Below are 20,823 nucleotides of genomic sequence, written 5' to 3' on the forward strand. Positions count from 1 at the left end.
CTCCGGGCCATCCCCGTGGATTTCCCCTCATAAGCTAATGCAAATAAGTTATTTATTTCTGCATTCTTAGATCATTTAGTCTCCTCCCACGCCGATCACCGGCCGCCTATGAGGAGCCCCCACATGAAACTGCACTTCCCCCTTCGCCTCCTGGCGGCCGCGTCCCTGGCCGCTGCGAGTTTCTTTGCCCAGGCGGCCGACGTCACCGTCGCCTACCAGACCACCGTCGACCCGGCCAAGGTCGCGCAAGCCGACGGCAGCTACGAAAAAGCCACCCAGGCCAAGATCAACTGGCGCAAATTCGATAACGGTGCCGACGTCATCGCCGCCATCGCTTCCGGCGATGTGCAGATCGGCTACCTGGGCTCCAGCCCGCTGACCGCCGCCATCACCCGCAAGGTGCCGGTGCAGACCTTCCTCATCGCCACCCAGATCGGCGCCGCCGAAGCCCTGGTGGCCCGCGACGGTTCCGGGATCAACAGCCCTCAGGACCTGATCGGTAAAAAAGTCGCCGTGCCCTTCGTTTCCACCGGCCACTACAGCCTGTTGGCGGCACTGAAGCACTGGAACATCGACCCCTCGAAAGTGCAGATCCTCAACCTGGCGCCACCGGCAATCATCGCCGCCTGGAAGCGCGGCGATATCGACGCCACCTACGTCTGGGACCCGGCCCTGGGCGTGGCCAAGGAAAACGGCAAGGTGCTGATCACCTCTGGTGAACTGGCCAAGTTCGGCGCGCCGACCTTCGACGCCTGGATCGTGCGCAAGGATTTTGCCGAGAAGCACCCGGAGATCGTCAGCGCCTTCGCCAAGGTGACCCTGGATGCCTACGCCCAGTACCGCAAGGACCCACAAGCCTGGCTGGCCAACCAGGGCAACGTCGACAAGCTGGTGAAGCTCTCCGGGGCCAAGGCCAGCGATATCCCGCTGCTGCTGCAAGGCAACGTCTACCCACTGGCCGCCGACCAGGTGGTCAGCCTCGGCGCCCCGACCACCAAGGCCATCACCGACACCGCGCTGTTCCTCAAGGAGCAAGGCAAGGTCGAAGCGGTGCTGCCGGACTACGCCCCCTACGTCAGCGCCAAGTTCATCCCTGAGTAACCCGCGACCGGACAGGAGATAGCCGTCATGGCCTTGCTACAACTGGAGCGCATCAGCGCACAGTACCCCGGCGCCGCCGAACCGGTGCTGGCGGATATTTCCCTGACCCTGGGGCCACAGCAACTGCTGGTCGCCCTGGGTCCCTCCGGCAGCGGCAAGACCTCGCTGCTGAACCTGATTGCCGGGTTCGTCGAGCCCAGCGCCGGGCGCATCAACCTCGACGGGGTGCCGGTCAAGGGCCCCAGCGCCGAGCGTGGCGTGGTGTTCCAGGACGACGCCCTGCTGCCCTGGCAGGATGTGCTGGGCAACGTTGCCTTCGGCCTGGAACTGGCCGGCGTCGCCCGCGACCTGCGTGAAACCCGGGCGCGGGAGATGCTCGCCCTGGTGGACCTGGCCGGCTTCGACAAGCGCCGCATCTGGCAACTCTCCGGTGGACAGAAACAGCGCGTGGGCCTGGCCCGCGCCCTGGCCGCCGACCCACGCGTGCTGCTGATGGACGAACCCTTCGGCGCCCTGGATGCCTTCACTCGCGAACAGATGCAGGAACTGTTGCTGCAAGTCTGGCGGCGCACCGCCAAGCCGGTGTTCCTGATTACCCACGACATCGAAGAAGCGGTGTTCCTGGCCACCGACCTGATCCTCCTGGCGCCCAACCCGGGGCAGATCGTCGAGCGCCTGAACCTGGACTTCGGCCAGCGCTACGCCGCCGGCGAATCGGCGCGGGCGATCAAGTCCGACCCGTTGTTCATCGAAACCCGCGAACACGTGCTGTCCCGGGTGTTCTCCCAACGCAGCGCCACCCAGCAGCAGGAGCGCCCATGAGCAGCTACGAGATTCCCGCCACCGCAACCCGCGACGCCAATCCGAAAGCGCCAGTGCCGGTGCGTCGCAGCCTGAGCACGCGCTGGATCAGTGTGCTGACTCTGATCACCCTGCTGGCCCTGTGGTGGGCCGTCACCGCCAGCGGCCTGATCGAACCACTGTTCCTGCCGCCACCGGCCGCCGTGCTGCAAAAAGGCTGGTTGCTGGCCACCAGCGGCTACATGGATTCCACCCTCTGGCAGCACCTGGCGGCAAGCTTGCAACGCATCGGCCTGGCCCTGGGCTTTGCCGTGCTGACGGCGATTCCGGTGGGCATCGCCATAGGCGCCAACCGCATCGCCCGTGGCGTGCTCGACCCTTTGATCGAGTTCTACCGGCCGATTCCGCCACTGGCCTATCTGCCGCTGATCGTCATCTGGTGCGGCATTGGCGAGCTGTCCAAGGTGCTGCTGATCTACCTCGCCATCTTCGCCCCGATCGCCATCGCCACCGCCACCGGAGTGCGCACCGTCGACCCGGCCAAGCTGCGCGCGGCGCAGTCTTTGGGCGCGACCCGGGCGCAGCTGATTCGCCACGTGATCCTGCCCAGCGCCTTGCCGGACATCCTCACCGGCGTGCGCATCGGCCTGGGCGTGGGCTGGTCGACCCTGGTGGCGGCGGAGCTGATTGCCGCCACCAGCGGCCTGGGTTTCATGGTGCAGTCCGCCGCGCAATTCCTGGTCACCGATGTGGTGGTGCTGGGGATATTGGTGATTGCCCTGATCGCCTTCGCCATGGAGATGGGCCTGCGCGCCCTGCAACGCAAACTGGTGCCCTGGCACGGCCAATCCCACTAACAACAGATCCCCCCTCTCCTGCGTAGGAGCTGGCTTGCCAGCGAAGAGGCCCACAAGCCTCATACCATCCTCTCGGCGGCCTGCGCCGGCGAGCGGAGCGCCGCCCGACTCCTACACACAGCGAATACGAGAACGACCATGAGCCTGACCATCACTCCTCTAAGCTCCGCCCTCGGCGCCCAGATCGGCGGCATCGATATCAGCCAGCCCTTGAGCATCGAACATCGTGACGCCATCGAGCAGGCGCTGCTCAAGCATCAGGTGCTGTTCTTCCGTGACCAGCCGATCACCCCACAGCAGCAAGCGCGCTTCGCCGCCCACTTCGGTGACCTGCACATTCACCCGATCTACCCCAATGTGCCGGAACAGCCGGAGATCCTGATCCTCGACACCGCCGAAACCGACGTGCGCGACAACGCCATCTGGCACACCGACGTGACCTTCCTGCCGACCCCGGCCCTGGGCGCGGTGCTCAGCGCCAAGCTGTTGCCGGCGTTCGGCGGCGACACCCTGTGGGCCAGCGGCATCGCCGCCTACGAAGCCTTGTCCGAGCCGATGAAGAAGCTGCTGCAAGGCCTGACCGCCACCCACGAATTCATCAAGTCCTTCCCCCTGGAGCGCTTTGGCAACACCCCCGAAGACCTGGCGCGCTGGGAGGAAACCCGACGCAAGAATCCGCCACTGTCGCACCCGGTGATCCGCACCCATCCGGTGAGCGGACGCCAGTCGCTGTTCGTCAACGACGGCTTCACCACCCGCATCAATGAGCTGTCCGAAAGCGAAAGCGAGGCCATCCTCAAGCTGCTGTTTGCCCACGCCACCCGCCCGGAATTCACCATCCGCTGGCGCTGGCAGGAAAACGACGTGGCCTTCTGGGACAACCGCGTGACCCAACACTATGCCGTGGACGACTACCGCCCACAGCGCCGGGTGATGCAGCGCGCGACCATTCTTGGGGATGTGCCGTTCTTTCGCTGAAACCCAAAGGGGCCGAGCGCCCCGGCCACGCGCAACACGCGAGGCCGGGGTGGCTGGTTATTTGACGCTGGCGGGGGCCTTCTTCTTGCGATTACCGATATGGATCGCCTGGCCATTCACCGCCAACGCCGCTTCATGCAGGGCTTCGGACAGGGTCGGGTGGGAGAACACCATCATTCCCAGGTCTTCGGCGCTGGTGCCGAATTCCATGCCGATCGCGCCTTCCTGGACCAGTTCCGCCGCGCCCGGTCCTATCACATGCACCCCGAGCACTCGGTCGGTGGCGGCATCGGCAATCACCTTGACCAGCCCCGCGGTGTCGTTGGCCGCCATGGCCCGGCTGCTGGCGGAGAACGGGAAGGTGCCGATGTTCAGTTCGATGCCCTGGGCCTTGAGGGCCTGTTCAGTCTGGCCGACCCAGGCGATTTCCGGGTGGGTGTAGATCACTGACGGGATCAGCTCGTAATTCAGCGGATGCTGATGCCCGGCAAGGCTCTCGGCCACCATCACCCCTTCTTCCGACGCCTTGTGCGCCAGCATCGGGCCGCGTACCACGTCGCCAATGGCAAACACCCCGGGCACGCTGGTGCGGCATTGCCCGTCGACATGGATAAAGCCGCGTTCATCCAGTTGCACGCCGCTGTCGGCGGCCAGCAGGTCGGTGGTCAGGGGCCGGCGACCCACGGCGACGATCAGCCGGTCGAAAGTCTGCTGCTTGTCCTCGCCGCCTTCGCTGAGGCTGACCGTGACGCTGTCGCCCTGCACCTCGGAGGCCGTCACCCGGGCGCCCAGGCGGATGTCCAGGCCCTGTTTGCCGAGGATCTTCTGCGCCTCTCTGGCGATCTGCACATCCACCGCTGGCAGGAAGCTGTCGAGGGCCTCCAGCACCGTCACTTCAGCCCCCAGGCGAGCCCAGACCGAACCCAGCTCCAGGCCGATGACGCCGGCGCCAATCACCCCCAGGCGCTTGGGCACGCGGGTGAATTCTAGGGCACCGGTGGAGTCGACGATCACCTGCCCGGTCAGCGGCGCCGCGGCAATATCGATGGGCCGTGAGCCGGGGGCGAGGATGATGCTGGTGGCGCTGATGCGCTGGGTGCTGCCGTCGGCCGCTGTCACCTCCACTTGCTTGTTGGCCAGCAGCTTGCCGTGACCTTCCAGCAGGGCCACGCCATTGGCCTTGAACAGCGCGGCGATGCCGCCGTTGAAATTGCGCACCACGTTGTCCTTGCGCGCCAGCATGGCCGGCACGTCGATCTGCGGGTTGCTGATGTCGATGCCGTGCACGGCAAAACCGTTGCGCGCTTCGTCATAGTGATGGGAGCTGTCCAGCAGCGCCTTGGAGGGAATGCAGCCTACATTGAGGCAGGTGCCACCCAGGGCAGTCTTGCCGTCCTTGCCCTGGTAGCGCTCGATACAGACCGTCTTCAGGCCCAGTTGCGCCGCGCGGATCGCCGCGACATAGCCGCCGGGACCCGCGCCGATCACGATCACATCGTATTGTTCATTCATAGCTTGTCGTCCTGTGCATAAACAAAATCGACCACGGCCCCCAGGGTCGCGCTGTCGTTGAGAATGTGCGGGTGGCCAAGCCCGCGGGTTTGCCACGCGGCCACAACCCCGTTGCAGATGCCCTTGCAGAGCACCTTGGTGAAGCGCTTGCGGCGGCGCCTGAGGGCACCGAAGGTTGTGCTTGAGTCATCATCTGTCCGCGTCTGCGGGCGCTGCTGCACCCTGACTCTGTTGCGTTTGAAACAGCCTCTTGCACCTGTTGCCGCCTGGCCTGGCCCGGCGACTTTTCCTCCAGTTCCTGGCGGTCGTACAGCGCCCACTGGCGCCCGGTGCGGCACCGTCCACCCGCGCGGCATACTCGCCAGCCGGCCTAGTTGGCCGGGCTGGCCGCGTAGCGCGGCAGACGTGCCGCTGGCGTGGGTGAGCGATTGCACCAACGTTCGATCAACGCGCGCCCATGCGCCCGCCCGGCGCGCAATGCCGCCTCGTTGCTGGCGTAATCATTGCCGTAGGGCGGGCAGGCAAAATGCACCGAAAAACTTGGATGCTGGCCATGCCCGGCCAACCGTCCGACGTAGCTGAACGACTCCTGCGCAGCGTATGAATGAAGACTTGGCGAACCCGGCTCCTTGATGATCATCAAGTAGATATCGTGGTCGTACCAAGTCTCCCGAAACCAACGACCGGGATAATCCATGTTTCACCTCCTTGTGTTTTTGCCGAGCCGATCAGGCCCCGCAAGCAACTAGCGCAGCCGCCAGATCCGGCGCTTCGGCCCCGTAGCGGCCCGGCAGAAGCAATCACTTTTCCTTCGTCACCGGCCCCGTCACGGCCGGGGCCACCTTGCACAACGGCACCAGCAACAGCGCCAGCACAAACATCATCGCCATCAACCGAAACACATCGCCAAACGCCAGGGTCAGGGCTTCACGCCCCACCAGCCGGCCGAAAATCCCCTGGGCCATGAGCAAAGCGTGGCTGGGATCCGGTGTATCGGCGGCAATCTTCAGCGCCAGTTGCTCCATCAGTGCCTGGGCGGCGCCAGCCTGGCTCCCCAGCGACTCGGACAAGCGCAGCAATTGGGCCCGGGCATCGTCCTGCAGCCAGGTGTTGACCGTGGCAATGCCAATGGCTCCGCCCAGGTTGCGCATCAGGTTGAACAGCCCGGAGGCCTGGCGCAGTTCAGCGCCCTGGAATGAACTCAAGGCCATGTTCACGCTCGGCACGATGCACAGCATCAGGAACAGGCCGCGCGCCACCTGTGGCACCAGCCACTCATCGAAGCCCCAGTTGGCAGTGACCCGGGAGGTCAACCACAGGCTCAACGCCAGGCCCAGGAAACCCACCGAGAGGATCAGGCGCCGATCGACTTTCTCCGAAGCGCGAGCCGCGATGATCGTACTGACCAACTGCCCGATGCCGACGACAAAAACCGTGGTGCCGATTTCCAGGCTGTCGAATCCGCGCACCCGCCCGAGGAACACCGGCACCAGATACGTCGAGGAATACAGACCAAAGCCGATCACCAGGTTCAGCAGGCAGGCAATGGCAAAGGTGCGGTCGCGGAACGGCCCCAGCGACACGATCGGATTGTGCGAATACAACGAGCGCTCGATGAACAAGCCAAAGGACACCAGGGAAACCCAGGCCGCCATGACGATCCCGGTGTCGCTGAACCAGTCCTTGCGCGGCCCCTCCTCCAGCACGTATTCGAAGCACCCCAGGGCCAGCGCCATGGCGACAAAATGCAGCCAGTCGATACGCCGCAGCAGGGCCAGGTCCGGGCGGTCGACATCGATCAGCAGCGCCGCGCCGATGCAGATCAGCAGCCCCGGAAGCACGTTGATAAAGAAGATCCAGCGCCAGTCCAGATAGAAGGTCACCAGACCGCCCACGGTGGGGCCCAAGGTCGGCGCCAACACCGCGGTCATGCCGAGGATCGCCGGGACCATTGCCCGCTGCTTGCCTTCGAACAACACGAACCCCACGGCGAAGACCGTGGGCACCATGGCCCCGCCGGCAAATCCTTGCAAAGCCCGCAGCACGATCATCGACTCGATGTTCCAGGCCATGCCGCAGCCCACGCTGAACAAGGTGAAGAACGCCGCACTGGCGGCGAACAGCCAACGGGTGGAAAGCGCCTGGGCGAGAAATGCCGAGAAGGGAATCATGATCAGTTCGGCGATCAGGTAGGCCGTCTGTACCCAGCTCACTTCATCGGGACCGGCACTGAGGCCGGCCTGCACATCGTTGAGCGAAGCCGCGACGATCTGGATGTCGATCAGCGCCATGAACATGCCAAAGGCCATGATCGTGAAGACCAGAAATTTGCGCTTTGTCGAATGTTGCCCAGGCTCGATGCCTGCATCGCGAAGGCCAGTTGCGCTTGTCGTCACGGTAGGTGCTTCCCTGTGGCATTACGCCCGACATATGAATATTATGAGCGTAATACAATCCACGTGGAGCTTCAACATGGAGCAGAGCACCCAGACTCAGAACGCCATCCTGCAAGCCGCCCAGGAGACCGATCAGCCGCGCAAACGCTCCAGGCGCCCACTGATCGCCGGCGCCGTTGCGCTGACGCTGGTGGCGCTCGGAGCGGGCTGGGTGTTGCTGGCACCGTCGACGGAAGCCACGGACGATGCCTATATCGCCGCCGACGCCACTGCCGTCGCGCCGCGGGTCCACGGCCTGGTGACACAGGTATTGGTCAAGGATCACCAGACGGTCAGCGCCGGCCAGCCGCTGGTGCGTATCAACAGCGAAGAATTCGACAGCCGGGTGACCCTGGCCGAAGGCGATCTGGCGGACGCCCAGGCGCAAGTCGCCCTGGCCGAAGCCGCGCTGGCCATTCAGGACGCCGAACAGCGCCTGGCCAGCGCCCGCGTGCTGGCCGCGCGAACGGCCATCCGCACCAACCAGGCCGAGTCCAGGCGCGCCGGCGCGGAGCGCAACCGCTTCGACACCCTGGTCACCACCGGCGCCGTGGCGCGCAACGAAGTGGAGAAATACAGCACCCAGGCCATCTCGGCAGAACAGGGGCTGGCCTATGCCCAGGCCATGCTGCAAGTGGCCGAAAACGACCAGGCGGTCACGGCGGCGCAACGCCAACGCCTGCAAGCCCAGCGGCAGAGCGCCAGGGCCAAGGTGGCGACCGCCCAGGCACGACTCGAACTGGCGCAGCAGGACCTGCGCCACGCCACCGTCTATGCACCGATGGACGGCACCGTGGGCAACCGGCAGGTTCAGGTGGGTGATTACGTGCAACCCGGCTCGCGCCTGCTGACCCTGGTGCCGCTGCACGAGCTCTATGTACTGGCCAATTTCAAGGAAACCCAGACCCAGCACATGTACCCGGGCCAGTCGACGCGGATCAAGATCGATGCCCTGCCGGGGGTGAGCCTCGTCGGCACCGTGGAAAGCCTGGCACCGGGTTCGGGCTCGACCTTCGCCCTGCTGCCCTTCGAGCCGGGCACCGGCAACTTCACCAAGATCGTGCAGCGGGTGCCGGTGCGTATCCGCTTCAATGCCGAGCAACCCGGCCTCGAACGCCTGCGGCCGGGCCTGTCGGTCACGGCAAAAGTCGATCTGGACAGCTCACAGGCACGCGCCGTGGCCAGCACCCAGACCGCGCTCAAGGTGAGCAGCAACGCGCCCACCACGGCGCAATGAGCGCCCCATGAAAAACGCCCTGCTCTGGCCCTGTCCCAGCAAAAAGCCCCCGGCAAACCGCTCTGCCGGGGGCTGTCCGCCAAGCGCGGTGCCTGAGGAGGCTATTGCGCCAGCGACGGTTTCTCCCACAGGTTGATCCGCCCCTCCTTGGCGAAATGATCGATTTGCGCCAGTTCCTCCACACTGAAGCTCAGGTTCTGCAGGGCCCCGACGTTCTCGACGATCTGCTCCGGACGGCTGGCACCGATCAAGGCCGAAGTCACCCGCGGATCTCGCAGGGTCCAGGCCAGGGCCAGTTGCGCCAGGCTCTGGCCGCGGTTCCTGGCAATCTCATTGAGGGCCCGCACATGGGCAAGATTGGCCTCCGACAGGTGCGACGCCTGCAGCGAGCCCCCGCCCGGACGATTGACCCGTGCATCCTCGGGAATGCCATTGAGGTATTTATCGGTGAGCAGCCCCTGGGCCAGCGGAGTAAAGGCGATCACCCCCACACCCAGATCATCGGTGGTGTCCAGCAGGTCCTTCTCCACCCAGCGATTGAGCATGTTGTAGGCCGGCTGATGAATCAGCAGCGGCACTTTCCACTCCTTGAGCAACGCGGCGATTTCCCGGGTCTTCGCCCCGGAATAGGAGGAAATGCCGATGTACAGCGCCTTGCCCTGCTGCACTGCGCTGGCCAGGGCGCTGGCGGTTTCTTCCAGCGGCGTATCCGGGTCGAAGCGGTGGGAATAGAAGATATCCACATAATCCAGGCCCAGGCGCTGCAGGCTCTGGTCCAGGCTGGCCAGCACATACTTGCGCGAACCGCCGCCCTGGCCGTAAGGCCCGGGCCACATGTCCCAGCCGGCCTTGCTGGAGATGATCAGCTCATCGCGATAGGCCTTGAAGTCCTCGCGCAGCAGACGACCGAAATTGATCTCGGCGCTGCCATAGGGCGGGCCGTAGTTGTTGGCCAGGTCGAAGTGGTTGATCCCCAGGTCGAAGGCCGTGCGCAACAGGGCGCGCTGGGTGTCGATCGGCGTGCTGTCACCGAAGTTGTGCCAAAGCCCCAGGGACAGCGCCGGCAGCACCAGGCCACTGCGGCCGACACGGCGATAAGGGATGGAGTCGTAGCGATTTTCGGCAGCTATGTAAGTCATCGAATCCTCTCTGAGTCAGGTCTTTCCAAAACCACTAACGTCAATCAATGCGCCCCGCCGGAGCCGGCGGTGGTTACACAAACTGGTTCTTCGGTCGCGCCAGCCCCAGGTTTTCCCGCAGGGTCCGGCCCTCGTATTCAGTTCTGAACAGCCCGCGCCGCTGCAGTTCCGGAATCACCCCCGTCGCAAAATCCCGCAGGCCGCCCGGCAGGTGCGGCACCAGCACATTGAAACCATCGGCCGCGCCCTCCTCGAACCAGGCCTGCAGTTCATCGGCAATCTGCCCGGGCGTACCGATCAGGCTGTAGTGCCCGCGCCCTCCGGCAATCTTGCGCCCCAACTGAGCCAGGGTCAGGTTGTCCTTGCCGGCCAGCTCGGTGAGCAACTGCTGGCGGCTTTGCTGACCGCTCTGGGTCAGTGGCAACGACGGCAAGGGTCCATCCAGCGGATAACCGGACAAATCGAAATTGCCCAGCATCCGCCCGAGCAGGGCCACCCCCACTTCGGGCTCCACCAGTGCCTGGAACGATTCGAATTTCTCCCGGGCCTGGCTTTCGCTGTCCCCCACCACCACGAACACCCCGGGCATGATTTTCAGCGATTCCGTACTACGATCGTACTGCTTGAGACGGCCCTTCAAGTCGGCATAAAAAGCCTGAGCAGCGGCCAGGGAAGGCTGCGCGGTGAACACCACCTCGGCCGTCTGCGCCGCCAGGTCGCGGCCACTTTCCGAGGAGCCGGCCTGCACGATCACCGGGTAACCCTGGGGCGGGCGCGGCACATTCAAGGGCCCTTTGACCTGGAAGAATTCGCCGCGATGGTCCAGTAAATGCTGCTTGTTCGGGTCGTAATACTCGCCACTGGCCTTGTTTCGGACAAAGGCGTCGTCCTCCCAACTGTCCCAGAGCCCGGTCACCACCTGATGGAACTCCCGGGCCCGGCGATACCGTTCGGCATGCCCGAAATGTTCATCCCGACCGAAATTCTGCGCCTCGGCGGCATTGTCCGAAGTCACCAGGTTCCACCCCGCCCGGCCCCCTGAAAGATGGTCCAGCGAAGCGAATTTACGTGCTACGTGGTACGGTACGTTATAGCTCGTAGTGCTAGTGGCAATAAGCCCTATCCGCTCGGTCACAGCCGCCAGGGCGCAAAGCAATGTCAACGGCTCGAAGTAATCGGAACGGGCCATGCGGCTGGCGATGGCACCGGTAGGCGCTGCCAGGCTGTCGGCGACGAACAGCGCATCGAAGCGCGCGGCTTCGGCGATCTGCGCCAGTTCTTTATAGACCGCAAAGTCCAGCGCTGCCTGGACCGGCACATCCGGATGCCGCCAGGCGGCAACGTGGTGACCGGTGGCCATGAGAAAGGCGCCGAGCTTGAGCTGGCGAGTGGAACGGGACATGGATCACTCCTTGTTTCATGCTGCAAAAGGGACACTCAAACACCCACCGTAGGAGCTGGCTTGCCAGCGAAAACACCCGCAAGACCTGCGCCCAACTCGCCGCCCCATTCGCCGGCAAGCCGGCTCCTACAACGGCAGGGCATCAGAAGTCCTTGCGCAGTTGCACGCCGAAATAACGTTCGTCATCCCGGGGCACCGCGCGGTAAATGTAGTTGCCGCCACTGGCCAGCAACGGCGAATAGGACTTGTCGGCCAGGTTCTTGCCCAGCAACGCCACGCGCCAGCCGTCGTTGTAGTCGGCCAGGGCGATGCTGGCGTTCCAGATGCCGTAGGCGCCCTGCCGGGTGTCGGGGTTCTGGCTGATGTCGTACTGCACTTGGCTTTGCCAGCTGTAGTCGGTGCCCAACTCAAGATCCAGGCCGTTATCCAGGGGGATGCTGTAGTCGGCCCGCACATAGCTCTTCCAGTCCGGGCTGAAGGGCAACGGCTTGCCGTTGACGTTGCAGGACGCCGCGGCCCCCGCCGGGCAGGCGAACTCGTCGATGCGCGCCCGGGTGTAGGCCAGGGCCCCGGAGAACTTCAATTGCTGGGTGGCCTGCAAGGCATAGTCCAGCTCGACGCCTTCACTGCTGACGCGGCCGGCGTTGATCAGGCGGGTCACCACCTGCCCGGCCACGGTGTCGAAAAAGTTGGCCTGGTAGTTGTCGTACTCGCTGTGGAACACCGCCAGGTTGGTGGTCAGGCGATTGTTCCAGGCACTGGCCTTGATCCCCGCCTCCCAGGTGTTGGAAGTCTCGGGCTTGAGCGCATCGGTGTCCCGGGGCTGCATGTTGAAGAACACGTTGTAGGCCGGGCCCTTGTAGCCGCGGGAATAGGTCAGGTAGCTGGTGACGGTGTCGCTGAGGTCGTATTGCAGCCCCAGGCGACCGGACCAGCCGTCCTCATCCACCGAGCCCGAACTCTGGGTGCCCGGCTGGATCCCGCTGACCGTGGTGGCCGAGGTCGATACCCGACGGTGGTCGTATTTCAGGTCATCGTGAGTCCAGCGCAAACCGGCGATACCACGAAAGTCCTCGGTGAAATTCAGGGTGCTTTCGCCAAAGACCGCGTAGCTGTCGTTGGTGGTGCTGTAGTCGGCAACCCCGCGGTTGACGCTGGTGGTCGTGGTCAGGGTGCGCTGGTAGGTTTCCTGGTCCTTGCCGTGCAGGTAGAACAGGCCGCCGACGTACTCCAGGAACTGGCCCTTGGGCGAGGCCAGGCGCAGCTCCTGCGAGTACTGGTGGTAGTCCAGGTCGCCCTTGTCGGCGGTCCCGGGAAACGCCGCGGTGACCGTGCCAAGCCGGTCGCCGTCCTGGTACTGAGTGTTGTTCCAGCCACGCCAGGCGGTGATCGACGTCAGGGTGTAGTCGCCGAGGTTCCAGTCCAGCTGGCCGGACAGGCCCTTGTTGATGTCCTCCACATGGGTGCGGGTATCGGTGTTGATCTCACGGTTGTCGCTGCTGGCCCGGACCGGGTTCAAGGCATTGGCGAAGGCCGGGGTCAGCGCCTTGCTGACCACGCCATTGGGCGCGTCGTCATGGGCCTGCATGTAGTCCGCCGCCAGGGTCAGCTTGAGGTCGGCGCTGGGGGTGAATTCCAGCTTGCCGCGCACGCCCTTGCGGTTGTAGCCGTTGACCTCCTGGCCGTTGTGGCGGTTGTCCACGTTGCCGTCGTAACTGCCGAACAAGGTGGTGAGCGAGCCCTTGAGGGTGTCGGGAATCAGACTGCCGCCAATGCCGAAACGGGTACGGCTTTCGTTGCCGCTGTAATAGGCCTGATCGATGTAGCCGTGAGTCTCGGCGGAAGGCGCCTTGGTCACGATATTCAGCACCCCGGCCGAAGCGTTCTTGCCGAACAGGGTGCCCTGGGGACCGCGCAGCACCTCGATCCGCTCCAGGTCCAGCAGGTCCAGGGTGGCCTGCCCGGGACGCCCGTAGACCACGCCGTCGATCACCGTCGCTACCGTCGGCTCGACCCCCGGCGAGGTGGAAATGGTGCCCACGCCGCGGATGAACAGCGAGGTGTCCTTGTTCGAGGCCCCGGTGCGGAAATTCAACGACGGCACCTGCTGCACGATGCTCGCCACGCCGTTGCGGTTGTCCCGCTCCAACTGCTCGCCATCCACCACGGACACCGCCACCGGCACCTTCTGCAGCGACTCCTCGCGGCGCGTGGCGGTGACCGTCACCGACTTCAGGGTCGGCTCCTGGTCCTGGGCGCCCACGCCGTTATCGGCGGCGTGGGCCGCGGGCAATGGCAAGGCCGCCAGCCCCGCCAGCAACCAGCCCAGATGCGGGCGGGACGCCGTGGTGGCACGGATCGAATGCGCGAGTCGGTGTTGCTCCCCAAGAAATATCTGCATGCTGCACCTGCTGAAAAATGCCCCGAACCGCTGCCGATCTGTGCCGGCAGCGCCTGAAATCTGTCTTGGGCATTCGCTCGAGCGAGTAGCAGACATGACACCTTGTTAGCGCTAACATCGCCAGTATCGACAAGCTCTGCATAGAGCGTCCAATACTGAAAAATTACTTTTATATGCTTTTTCGTTTGGCAAAAGGACGGTGCTTTTGACTGCTGACACTCCCCCGGGCCGCAAGCGCCGCGGCGCCGGCCGCGTGACCCTGAACACCGTGGCGCGCCAGGCCGGAGTCTCGGCGATCACCGTGTCGCGCTACTTCAACCAGCCCGACAGCGTCTCCCCGGAGCGCCGGGAGCGCATCGCCGCGGTGGTGGCCGAACTCGGCTACGTGCCCAATCTGGTGGCCGGCGGCTTGGCCTCGGCCCGGGGCAGGATCGTCGCCATGGTCATTCCGAACATTTCCGGGCCGATCTTCGCCCAGACCATCCAGGGCTTCAGCGACACCCTCAGCCGCCACGGCTATCAGCTGCTGCTGGCCTCCAGCTACTTCGACGCGAAACAGGAAGAGAGCGCGGTACGGGCCTTTCTCGGCTGGTCGCCGGCGGCCCTGGTGCTGACCAGCCACTTCCACAGCCCGGGCACGGAAAAGATGCTCGCCGAAGCCGAGATCCCGCTGATCGAAACCTGGGATTACCAGCCCCAGCGCCAGCCCATGCAGATCGGATTTTCCCACGTTCAAGTGGGGGTCAGCGCCGCTCGCTACCTGCACGCCAAGGGCTACCGGCGCATCGCCTTCGTGCAGAACAGCGCCCCCGGCGACTACAGCGCCCTGGAGCGCCGCGATGGCTATCTCGCCACCCTGAAAGAGCTGGGGTTGCCGCCCAGGGTGTTTGCCCCCGATCCCGAGCTTGCCCCCTTCGAAGCGGGCAAGCAGGCCATGGAGGCGCTGATGAGCGCCGCAGCGCGCCCCGACGCCATCATCTTCGCCAACGACAACCTGGCCGCCGGCGCTCTGTTGGCCGGGCAGCGAGCGGGGCTGAAGATCCCCGAGGAGTGCGCGGTGCTGGGCTTTGGCGACTACCCCTTCGCCCAGATGCTGCTACCGAGCCTGAGCACCATCCAGCCACCGGCGCTGGAGATCGGCGTACTGGCCGCGACCCGGGTCCTGGAGAGCCTCGGGGTGCTGCCGACCGACGCCGAGGTGCAGCGCCTGAACCTGCTGCAATGCCAGGTGATCGAACGCGAAAGCACCTAGCCTCAGGCCGACAGTTCGCGCAGCGCTGCGGCAGCCAGGAACCCGGAACGCGAGTTGTAGCGCTGGTCACGCTTGACCGTCTGATCGATGCGCTCCAGCAGGTGCTCGGGCAGGGTGGCATTGAAGCGCACCGACTTGCCGAAATACGGCGTCACGTCGAACTCCACCACGCCCCATACGCCCCCGGCGTAGTCGGGGTTATCCAGGTGATCATCGATTTCGTGCACCTGCGGCAGGGGCTCGCCATCGGCCACCAATCCTTCGTAATGCAGAGACAGCGCCTGCTTCACGTTTTCGAACGCCTGGGACACGGTCTGGCCGGCGGAGTAACAGCCCGGCACATCCGGAACGATCACCCCGTATTCGGAGTCGGCATCCTTGTGCAGAACCACCGGGAATTTCATGTCGTTGGACTCCTCATGCAATAACGGACTCATTTCAGGCCCGCCTGTTTCAAGATGCTGTTGATCGTGCCCCGGGGCAGATCCGCATCCGGGTGCCTGATGGTGACGCGCCCTGGCTTCCAGGGATGCTTGTACTGATGGTGACTGCCCTTCACGGCGATCAGGTACCAACCATCCGCCTCGATCTTGCCGATCATCTCCCGACTGCGCATAACCCTGCCCTGTGGATACCGAACCATCAGGCACCTTATCCAACCAGGCGAGCAGCGATACACACTATACACACTTGGTTAATCAATACACTGACAGCCCATCGCCCCCCCCTTGGCGGAGCAGGCTTGCGGGCAAAGAAGTCTTCAGCCTTGGATCAATCTCAGCCGGCGAGTTTGCCGCCTATGCTCCATGCACAGGCCGGCAAGCACTCTGTGCCGACCCGCGCAACGCCGTCCGACCGCTCCTGGAGGAGACGCTTTCCATGCACACCACCATCATCATCACCTTCGGCCTGATTCTGCTGGCGCTGATGCTGTATATCGGCGAACGGCTGGGCTTTGCCCGACAGACATTGAGCTATGGATTCATCGGGTTGTGGCTGGCGTTGACGGTCATCAACGGCGCAGTGGGGATGGTCACCGCCCACCAGCCCCTGCGCTCGGAGCTGATGGTCGGCAGCCTGGTGTTTGCCGTGCCGGTGCTGGCCCTGGTGCTCTACCTGCTGTTCACCCGGGCCTGAGCGCCTGGCTCAGCGCACCAGATGCAGGAACTGCATGTGGCGTTCGTACTGGTCGAGGATGTCGTTGATGATCTGCTCCTTGCTGTAGCCCATCAGGTCGTAATCCTGACTGCCCTCGGCCAGGTGCACCTCGGCCCGGTAGTAACGGCGGTTGCGCAGTTCTTTGGGGCCCATGCCGCCACGGGCGAAGGACGGGGTGAAGTAGCCGCGCATCTGCACCTGGTAGATGAACGGATGCTCGTCGCCGTGACCGATTTCCAGGCTCACGCTGTCGTTGGCCGGGTCGGGCTGGGTCACCACGTTCAGGCCTTTCTCGACGAACACCGCGGTCACCTCTTCGATGGCCGGACGCACCGTCTGGTCGAGGAAGCGATACACCTCATCCCGTGACGGGAAGTGCACCGCCTGACTCAGACGCTGGCGCCAGCCGCCCTTGCCGCGCCGCGAAGGCGCTACCGGGGCCAGGGAGTGCAGTTGGGCGATGCGCTTCTGCGACTCCAGGTAGAACGCCTTGTGCAGCCCCCACATCATCAGCAGCAGAATCAGCGAGAACGGCAGCGAGGTCAGCACCACCGCCGACTTCAGCGAGTCGATGCTGCCGGCGAACAACAACGCGCTGGTGACCAGCGCGGTCATCGCGCCCCAGAACACCCGCAGCCATTTCGGCCCATCCTCGTCGGCGTTGCCGCCCCTGGCCGACAGGGTCGAGAGCACCACGGTGCCGGAATCCGCCGAGGTGACGAAGAACACGAAGCTGATGAACACCGTGACCGCGATCACGGTCTGGCTCCAGGGGTAGGTTTCCAGCAGCAGGTAGAGGGTCATCGACGGGTTGTCGATGGCCGACAGGCCCAGGGCGCTCATGCCGTGATTGAGCACCTGGTCGATGGCGCTGTTACCGAAGATCGACATCCACGCCAGGGTGAAGCCCAGGGGAATCAGCAGCACGCCGAAGACGAACTCACGAATGGTCCGGCCCCGGGAAATCCGCGCGATGAACAGCCCCACGAACGGCGACCAGGCAATCCACCAGGCCCAGTAGAACACCGTCCAACCGCCCAGCCAGTCGCTGGGGGGGTTATAGGCATAGACGTCGAAACTCTTGGTCGGCAAGGCGCCCAGATAGTCGCCGAGGTTCTGGATCAGGGTGTTGAGCAGGTGCTGGGTGGGGCCGGCGAACAGCACGAACAACAGCAGCGCCACCGCCAGCAGCATGTTGATGTCGGACATCACCCGCACGCCCTTGTCGACTCCCGACACCGCGACAATGATCGCCGCGCCCATCATCAGGGTGATCAGGCCGACCTGAACCCACTGGGTGTGGGCAATGCCGAACAGGTAGTCGAGCCCGGAGTTCAGGTGCAGCACGCCAAAGCCCATGTCGGCGCCCAGGCCGAACACCGTGGCGATGATGCCGAAGCCGTCCACCGCATAGCCGATGGGGCCGTTGATGCGCTTGCCGATCAGCGGGTACAGCGCCGAACGCAGGGCCAGCGGCAGGTTATGCCGGTAGGCGAAATAGGCCAGGGCCATGCCGACGAAGGCGAACACCCCCCAGCCGTGCAGGCCCCAGTGCAGAAACAGCAACTGCATGCCCTGACGCGCCGCCTCGGCGGTGCCGGCCTCGCCCTGGGGCGGTTGCAGCATGTGGGTCAGGGGCTCGGAGACGCAGAAGAAGAACAGGGTGATGCTGATCCCGGCGGCGAACAGCATGCCGGCCCAGGACAGGTAACTGAACTCGGGTTCGTCGTGGTCGGCACCGAGCTTGATCTTGCCGTAGCCGGACAAGGCGGTGACCACCACGAAGACCAGGTACAGGGTCATCGCCAGCATGTAGTACCAGCCGACCGTATTGGCCGCCCAGTTTTGCGCCGCCAGGAGCCAGGCGCCGGCCTGTTCCGGCATGGAAATCACCACCACGCCGAAGATCAGGATAAAGCTTGCGGCGAAGTAGAACACCGGAGGGTTCATGCGAATCAGGCTATTCGCGGAGCTGGATGGCGCACTCATGAAAGGTGCACCTCGAAGGGATGAAACACGGCTGAAATGTACGGACTCAGCAAAGGCAAGCCTCCTGTTGTGAGCGGGCAGCGAACCACCGGTTTAACTTGAACGAGCGTTCAAGTTAAACATGGATAGGCGCTCGAGGACTAATCGCAGGGCTCAGCGGTACGTTTCAGTACGCTAGCTCAGGGAGGGGTATGACGTATGTCGAACGCAATCGTTCAGCAGAAAAAACGCCGCAGGTTGTGTACGGCGGTTGATCGTCAAGCAAGGTCCTGCGGACCTTTTCGCAGCCTCGCAGGCTCGGCAGCGGCTACAAGAAGCCGGTGCAGCGGCAGTCATGGGCGCCTCTGTAGCCGCTGCCGCAGGCTGCGCCAGGCACCGAAGGGGCCTCTCGCCGGCGAGCCTGCGGCTCGTTCGCAGCCTTCGGCAGCGGCCACAGAGACGGTGCTACTTCTGCGAGCCGTCGTCGTGCTGCAGGTTGGCCTGGGTCAGGTTGCAGCCGGCCGGCACGCTGCGGGTCAGCCAGACGTTGCCGCCAATGGTCGAGCCCTTGCCGATGGTGATGCGCCCGAGGATGGTCGCGCCGGCGTAGATCACCACGTCGTCCTCGACGATCGGGTGGCGCGGGTGGCCCTTCTGCAACTGGCCGTCTTCGTCCGCCGGGAAGCGCTTGGCGCCCAGGGTCACCGCCTGGTAGATGCGCACCCGCTCGCCGATGATCGCGGTTTCGCCGATCACCACGCCAGTGCCGTGGTCGATGAAGAAGCTGCGGCCGATCTGCGCCCCGGGGTGAATGTCGATGCCGGTGGCCGAATGGGCGATTTCCGAGCTGATCCGCGCCAGCAGCGGCAGGCCGGCACGGTACAGATGGTGCGCCAGACGGTGGTGAATCACCGCCAGGATGCCCGGGTAGCACAGCAGCACTTCATCCACGCTGCGGGCCGCCGGGTCGCCGTGGTAGGCGGCCAGCACGTCGGTGTCCAGCAGCACCCGCAGGCCGGGCAGGGCCAGGGCGAAATCCTGGATCAGGCGGATCGCCTTGGCGTTGACCTCGGCATCCGACTCGCCGTTCTGCCGGGCCACATAACGCAGCTCCAGGCGCGCCTGGGCCAGCAACGAGTTGAGCGCCGCGTCCAGGGTATGGCCGACGTAAAAGTCCTCACTCTCTTCGCGCAGATCCACCGGCCCCAGCCTCATGGGGAACAGGGCTCCGCACAGGGCCTCAAGAATCTCTGCCATGGCCGCTCGCGACGGCAACTCACGCCCGCCCTGCTCGCCGCTGACCCGACCGTTGCGGGTACGCCACTGATCACGGGCATCGCGCAGTTGGCCAACGATGGTCTGCAATTGCCAATGGCTGGAACGCTCGCTCACGATAAGACTCCTTACTCGGGCGGCCGGACAATCGGGCCGCGCAAACGGCGATCACTTTACGCCCCGCCAGGGCCAGGTTTAAGAACTAATTGTTCGCCTCACAGCACTTTTTCGCATAAGCGATTGGCGGTTGCCCGGGCAAATATCGCTGCCTATAGTCCTTGCACCTTCCCTGTTCCGTGCGGACTCATGATCAAACAACAGCTTGCCCGCTTTCACCGTCTCGACCTGCTCGGGTCTACCACCGCCCTGGAAAAACTCGAACGCCTGTCGGCCTGGATCGGGCGCGATATCTACGTCAAGCGCGACGACACCACGCCCCTGGCCATGGGCGGCAACAAGCTGCGCAAACTCGAATACCTGGCCGCCGATGCCCTGGCCCAGGGTGCCGACACCCTGATCACCGCCGGCGCGATCCAGTCCAACCACGTGCGCCAGACCGCGGCCCTGGCCGCCAAGCTGGGACTGGGTTGCGTGGCCCTGCTGGAAAACCCCATCGGCACCGAAGACCCCAGCTACCTGGGCAACGGCAACCGCCTGCTGCTGGAGCTGTTCGATGCCAAGGTCGAGTTGGTGGAAAACCTCGACCAGGCCGACGAACAGTTGCAGGCCCTGGCCGCGCGCCTGCGCAGCAACGGCAAGAAACCCTATCTGGTGCCCATCGGCGGCTCCAATGCCCTTGGCGCCCTGGGTTACGTGCGGGCCGGCCTGGAGCTGGCGCAGCAGATCGAAGACAGCGGCCTGGAATTCGCCGCCGTGGTCCTGGCCTCCGGCAGCGCCGGCACCCACAGCGGCCTGGCCCTGGCCTTGAGCGAAGTGCTGCCGCAGTTGCCGGTGATCGGCGTCACCGTCTCGCGCAGCGACGAGGATCAGCGGCCCAAGGTCCAGGGCCTGGCCGAACGCACCGCCGAACTGCTGGGGGTGAACCTGCCGGTGGCGTTCAACGTGCAACTGTGGGACGAATACTTCGCCCCTCGTTACGGCGAACCCAATGCCGGCACCCTGGCCGCGGTCAAGTTGCTGGCCAGCCAGGAAGGCCTGTTGCTCGACCCGGTGTACACCGGCAAGGCCATGGCCGGCCTACTGGACGGCGTTGGTCGCCAGCGTTTCAACGATGGCCCGATCATCTTCCTGCACACCGGCGGCGCCCCGGCCCTGTTCGCCTACCCCGGCGCCTTCTCCTAGGAGTA

Annotated in this window: 19 protein-coding genes; 8 read left to right on the forward strand and 11 right to left on the reverse strand. The window is 64.6% G+C overall.

The annotated features are described in order from the left end of the window. Positions 1-123: 123 nt before the first annotated feature. From tauA to tauD, 4 genes are all read left to right on the forward strand, one after another. A complete protein-coding gene (tauA, locus tag GWQ44_RS14865) occupies positions 124-1,101 on the forward strand; it encodes a taurine ABC transporter substrate-binding protein (RefSeq protein WP_275927655.1) in 978 nt (325 codons plus the stop codon). A 27-nt stretch (positions 1,102-1,128) separates the two neighbouring features. Then, positions 1,129-1,923, forward strand: coding sequence for a taurine ABC transporter ATP-binding subunit (tauB, locus tag GWQ44_RS14870; protein ID WP_275927656.1), 795 nt, complete (start codon positions 1,129-1,131; stop codon positions 1,921-1,923). Then, a complete protein-coding gene (gene tauC, locus GWQ44_RS14875; RefSeq protein ID WP_275927657.1) occupies positions 1,920-2,759 on the forward strand; it encodes a taurine ABC transporter permease TauC in 840 nt (279 codons plus the stop codon). Before tauB ends, tauC begins: the two co-directional genes overlap by 4 nt. 138 nt (positions 2,760-2,897) lie before the next feature. Further along, positions 2,898-3,737, forward strand: a complete 840-nt coding sequence (tauD, locus tag GWQ44_RS14880) for a taurine dioxygenase (RefSeq protein WP_047300970.1) — start codon at positions 2,898-2,900, stop codon at positions 3,735-3,737. Between the two features lie 57 nt (positions 3,738-3,794). On the opposite strand, the gene lpdA is transcribed toward tauD, so the two are convergent. The 4 genes from lpdA to GWQ44_RS14900 form a co-directional block, all read right to left on the reverse strand. Further along, on the reverse strand, positions 3,795-5,249 hold the full coding sequence (lpdA, locus tag GWQ44_RS14885) for a dihydrolipoyl dehydrogenase (protein ID WP_275927658.1): 1,455 nt from the start codon (positions 5,247-5,249) through the stop codon (positions 3,795-3,797). Further along, a complete protein-coding gene (locus GWQ44_RS14890; RefSeq protein ID WP_275927659.1) occupies positions 5,246-5,470 on the reverse strand; it encodes a hypothetical protein in 225 nt (74 codons plus the stop codon). The genes lpdA and GWQ44_RS14890 overlap by 4 nt, the downstream gene beginning before the upstream one ends. Before the next feature lie 149 nt (positions 5,471-5,619). Then, positions 5,620-5,946 (reverse strand): hypothetical protein, encoded by a 327-nt coding sequence (locus GWQ44_RS14895; protein WP_253127437.1) that lies wholly within the window; start codon positions 5,944-5,946, stop codon positions 5,620-5,622. Between the two features lie 103 nt (positions 5,947-6,049). Further along, positions 6,050-7,558, reverse strand: coding sequence for a DHA2 family efflux MFS transporter permease subunit (locus tag GWQ44_RS14900; protein WP_275927660.1), 1,509 nt, complete (start codon positions 7,556-7,558; stop codon positions 6,050-6,052). Positions 7,559-7,721: 163 nt separating this feature from the next. Here GWQ44_RS14900 and GWQ44_RS14905 point away from each other — a divergent pair, with 163 nt between their 5' ends. Further along, on the forward strand, positions 7,722-8,921 hold the full coding sequence (locus tag GWQ44_RS14905; RefSeq protein ID WP_275927661.1) for an HlyD family secretion protein: 1,200 nt from the start codon (positions 7,722-7,724) through the stop codon (positions 8,919-8,921). Positions 8,922-9,022: 101 nt separating this feature from the next. Here the strand turns inward: GWQ44_RS14905 and mgrA are convergent, their stop codons facing one another. The 3 genes from mgrA to GWQ44_RS14920 form a co-directional block, all read right to left on the reverse strand. After that, entirely contained in the window at positions 9,023-10,060 is a 1,038-nt protein-coding gene (gene mgrA, locus GWQ44_RS14910) for an L-glyceraldehyde 3-phosphate reductase (RefSeq protein WP_047300954.1), read from the reverse strand. A 73-nt stretch (positions 10,061-10,133) separates the two neighbouring features. Next, the gene (locus GWQ44_RS14915; protein WP_275927662.1) at positions 10,134-11,462 is read right to left on the reverse strand and encodes an LLM class flavin-dependent oxidoreductase; all 1,329 of its coding nucleotides are present in this window, start codon (positions 11,460-11,462) and stop codon (positions 10,134-10,136) included. Between the two features lie 142 nt (positions 11,463-11,604). Next, positions 11,605-13,863 carry a TonB-dependent receptor gene (locus tag GWQ44_RS14920; protein ID WP_275927663.1) on the reverse strand — a complete coding sequence of 753 codons (2,259 nt, stop codon included), beginning with the start codon at positions 13,861-13,863 and terminating at the stop codon, positions 11,605-11,607. A gap of 205 nt (positions 13,864-14,068) precedes the next feature. Here GWQ44_RS14920 and GWQ44_RS14925 point away from each other — a divergent pair, with 205 nt between their 5' ends. Continuing rightward, positions 14,069-15,115 carry a LacI family DNA-binding transcriptional regulator gene (locus tag GWQ44_RS14925; RefSeq protein ID WP_179598721.1) on the forward strand — a complete coding sequence of 349 codons (1,047 nt, stop codon included), beginning with the start codon at positions 14,069-14,071 and terminating at the stop codon, positions 15,113-15,115. A 2-nt stretch (positions 15,116-15,117) separates the two neighbouring features. On the opposite strand, the gene GWQ44_RS14930 is transcribed toward GWQ44_RS14925, so the two are convergent. Continuing rightward, positions 15,118-15,519, reverse strand: coding sequence for a type II toxin-antitoxin system HicB family antitoxin (locus tag GWQ44_RS14930; protein ID WP_042940457.1), 402 nt, complete (start codon positions 15,517-15,519; stop codon positions 15,118-15,120). A 29-nt stretch (positions 15,520-15,548) separates the two neighbouring features. Beyond that, positions 15,549-15,731, reverse strand: coding sequence for a type II toxin-antitoxin system HicA family toxin (locus tag GWQ44_RS14935; protein WP_016962761.1), 183 nt, complete (start codon positions 15,729-15,731; stop codon positions 15,549-15,551). A 263-nt stretch (positions 15,732-15,994) separates the two neighbouring features. Here GWQ44_RS14935 and GWQ44_RS14940 point away from each other — a divergent pair, with 263 nt between their 5' ends. Further along, positions 15,995-16,252: a hypothetical protein gene (locus tag GWQ44_RS14940; RefSeq protein WP_016962760.1), complete on the forward strand. Its 258-nt coding sequence runs from the start codon at positions 15,995-15,997 to the stop codon at positions 16,250-16,252. Between the two features lie 9 nt (positions 16,253-16,261). Here GWQ44_RS14940 and betT read toward each other — a convergent pair whose 3' ends face one another. Together betT and epsC are read right to left on the reverse strand one after the other, a co-directional pair. After that, positions 16,262-18,223, reverse strand: a complete 1,962-nt coding sequence (gene betT, locus GWQ44_RS14945) for a choline transporter BetT (RefSeq protein WP_161799155.1) — start codon at positions 18,221-18,223, stop codon at positions 16,262-16,264. Positions 18,224-18,706: 483 nt separating this feature from the next. Continuing rightward, positions 18,707-19,633 (reverse strand): serine O-acetyltransferase EpsC, encoded by a 927-nt coding sequence (gene epsC / locus GWQ44_RS14950; RefSeq protein ID WP_016962758.1) that lies wholly within the window; start codon positions 19,631-19,633, stop codon positions 18,707-18,709. Between the two features lie 189 nt (positions 19,634-19,822). On the opposite strand from epsC, the gene GWQ44_RS14955 reads away from it, so the two are divergent. Next, positions 19,823-20,818 carry a D-cysteine desulfhydrase gene (locus tag GWQ44_RS14955; RefSeq protein WP_103741602.1) on the forward strand — a complete coding sequence of 332 codons (996 nt, stop codon included), beginning with the start codon at positions 19,823-19,825 and terminating at the stop codon, positions 20,816-20,818. Positions 20,819-20,823: the final 5 nt, after the last annotated feature.

The sequence above is a fragment of the Pseudomonas sp. 3MA1 genome (genome assembly GCF_029237275.1).
In the GTDB taxonomy this organism is placed as follows: domain Bacteria; phylum Pseudomonadota; class Gammaproteobacteria; order Pseudomonadales; family Pseudomonadaceae; genus Aquipseudomonas; species Aquipseudomonas fluorescens_AP.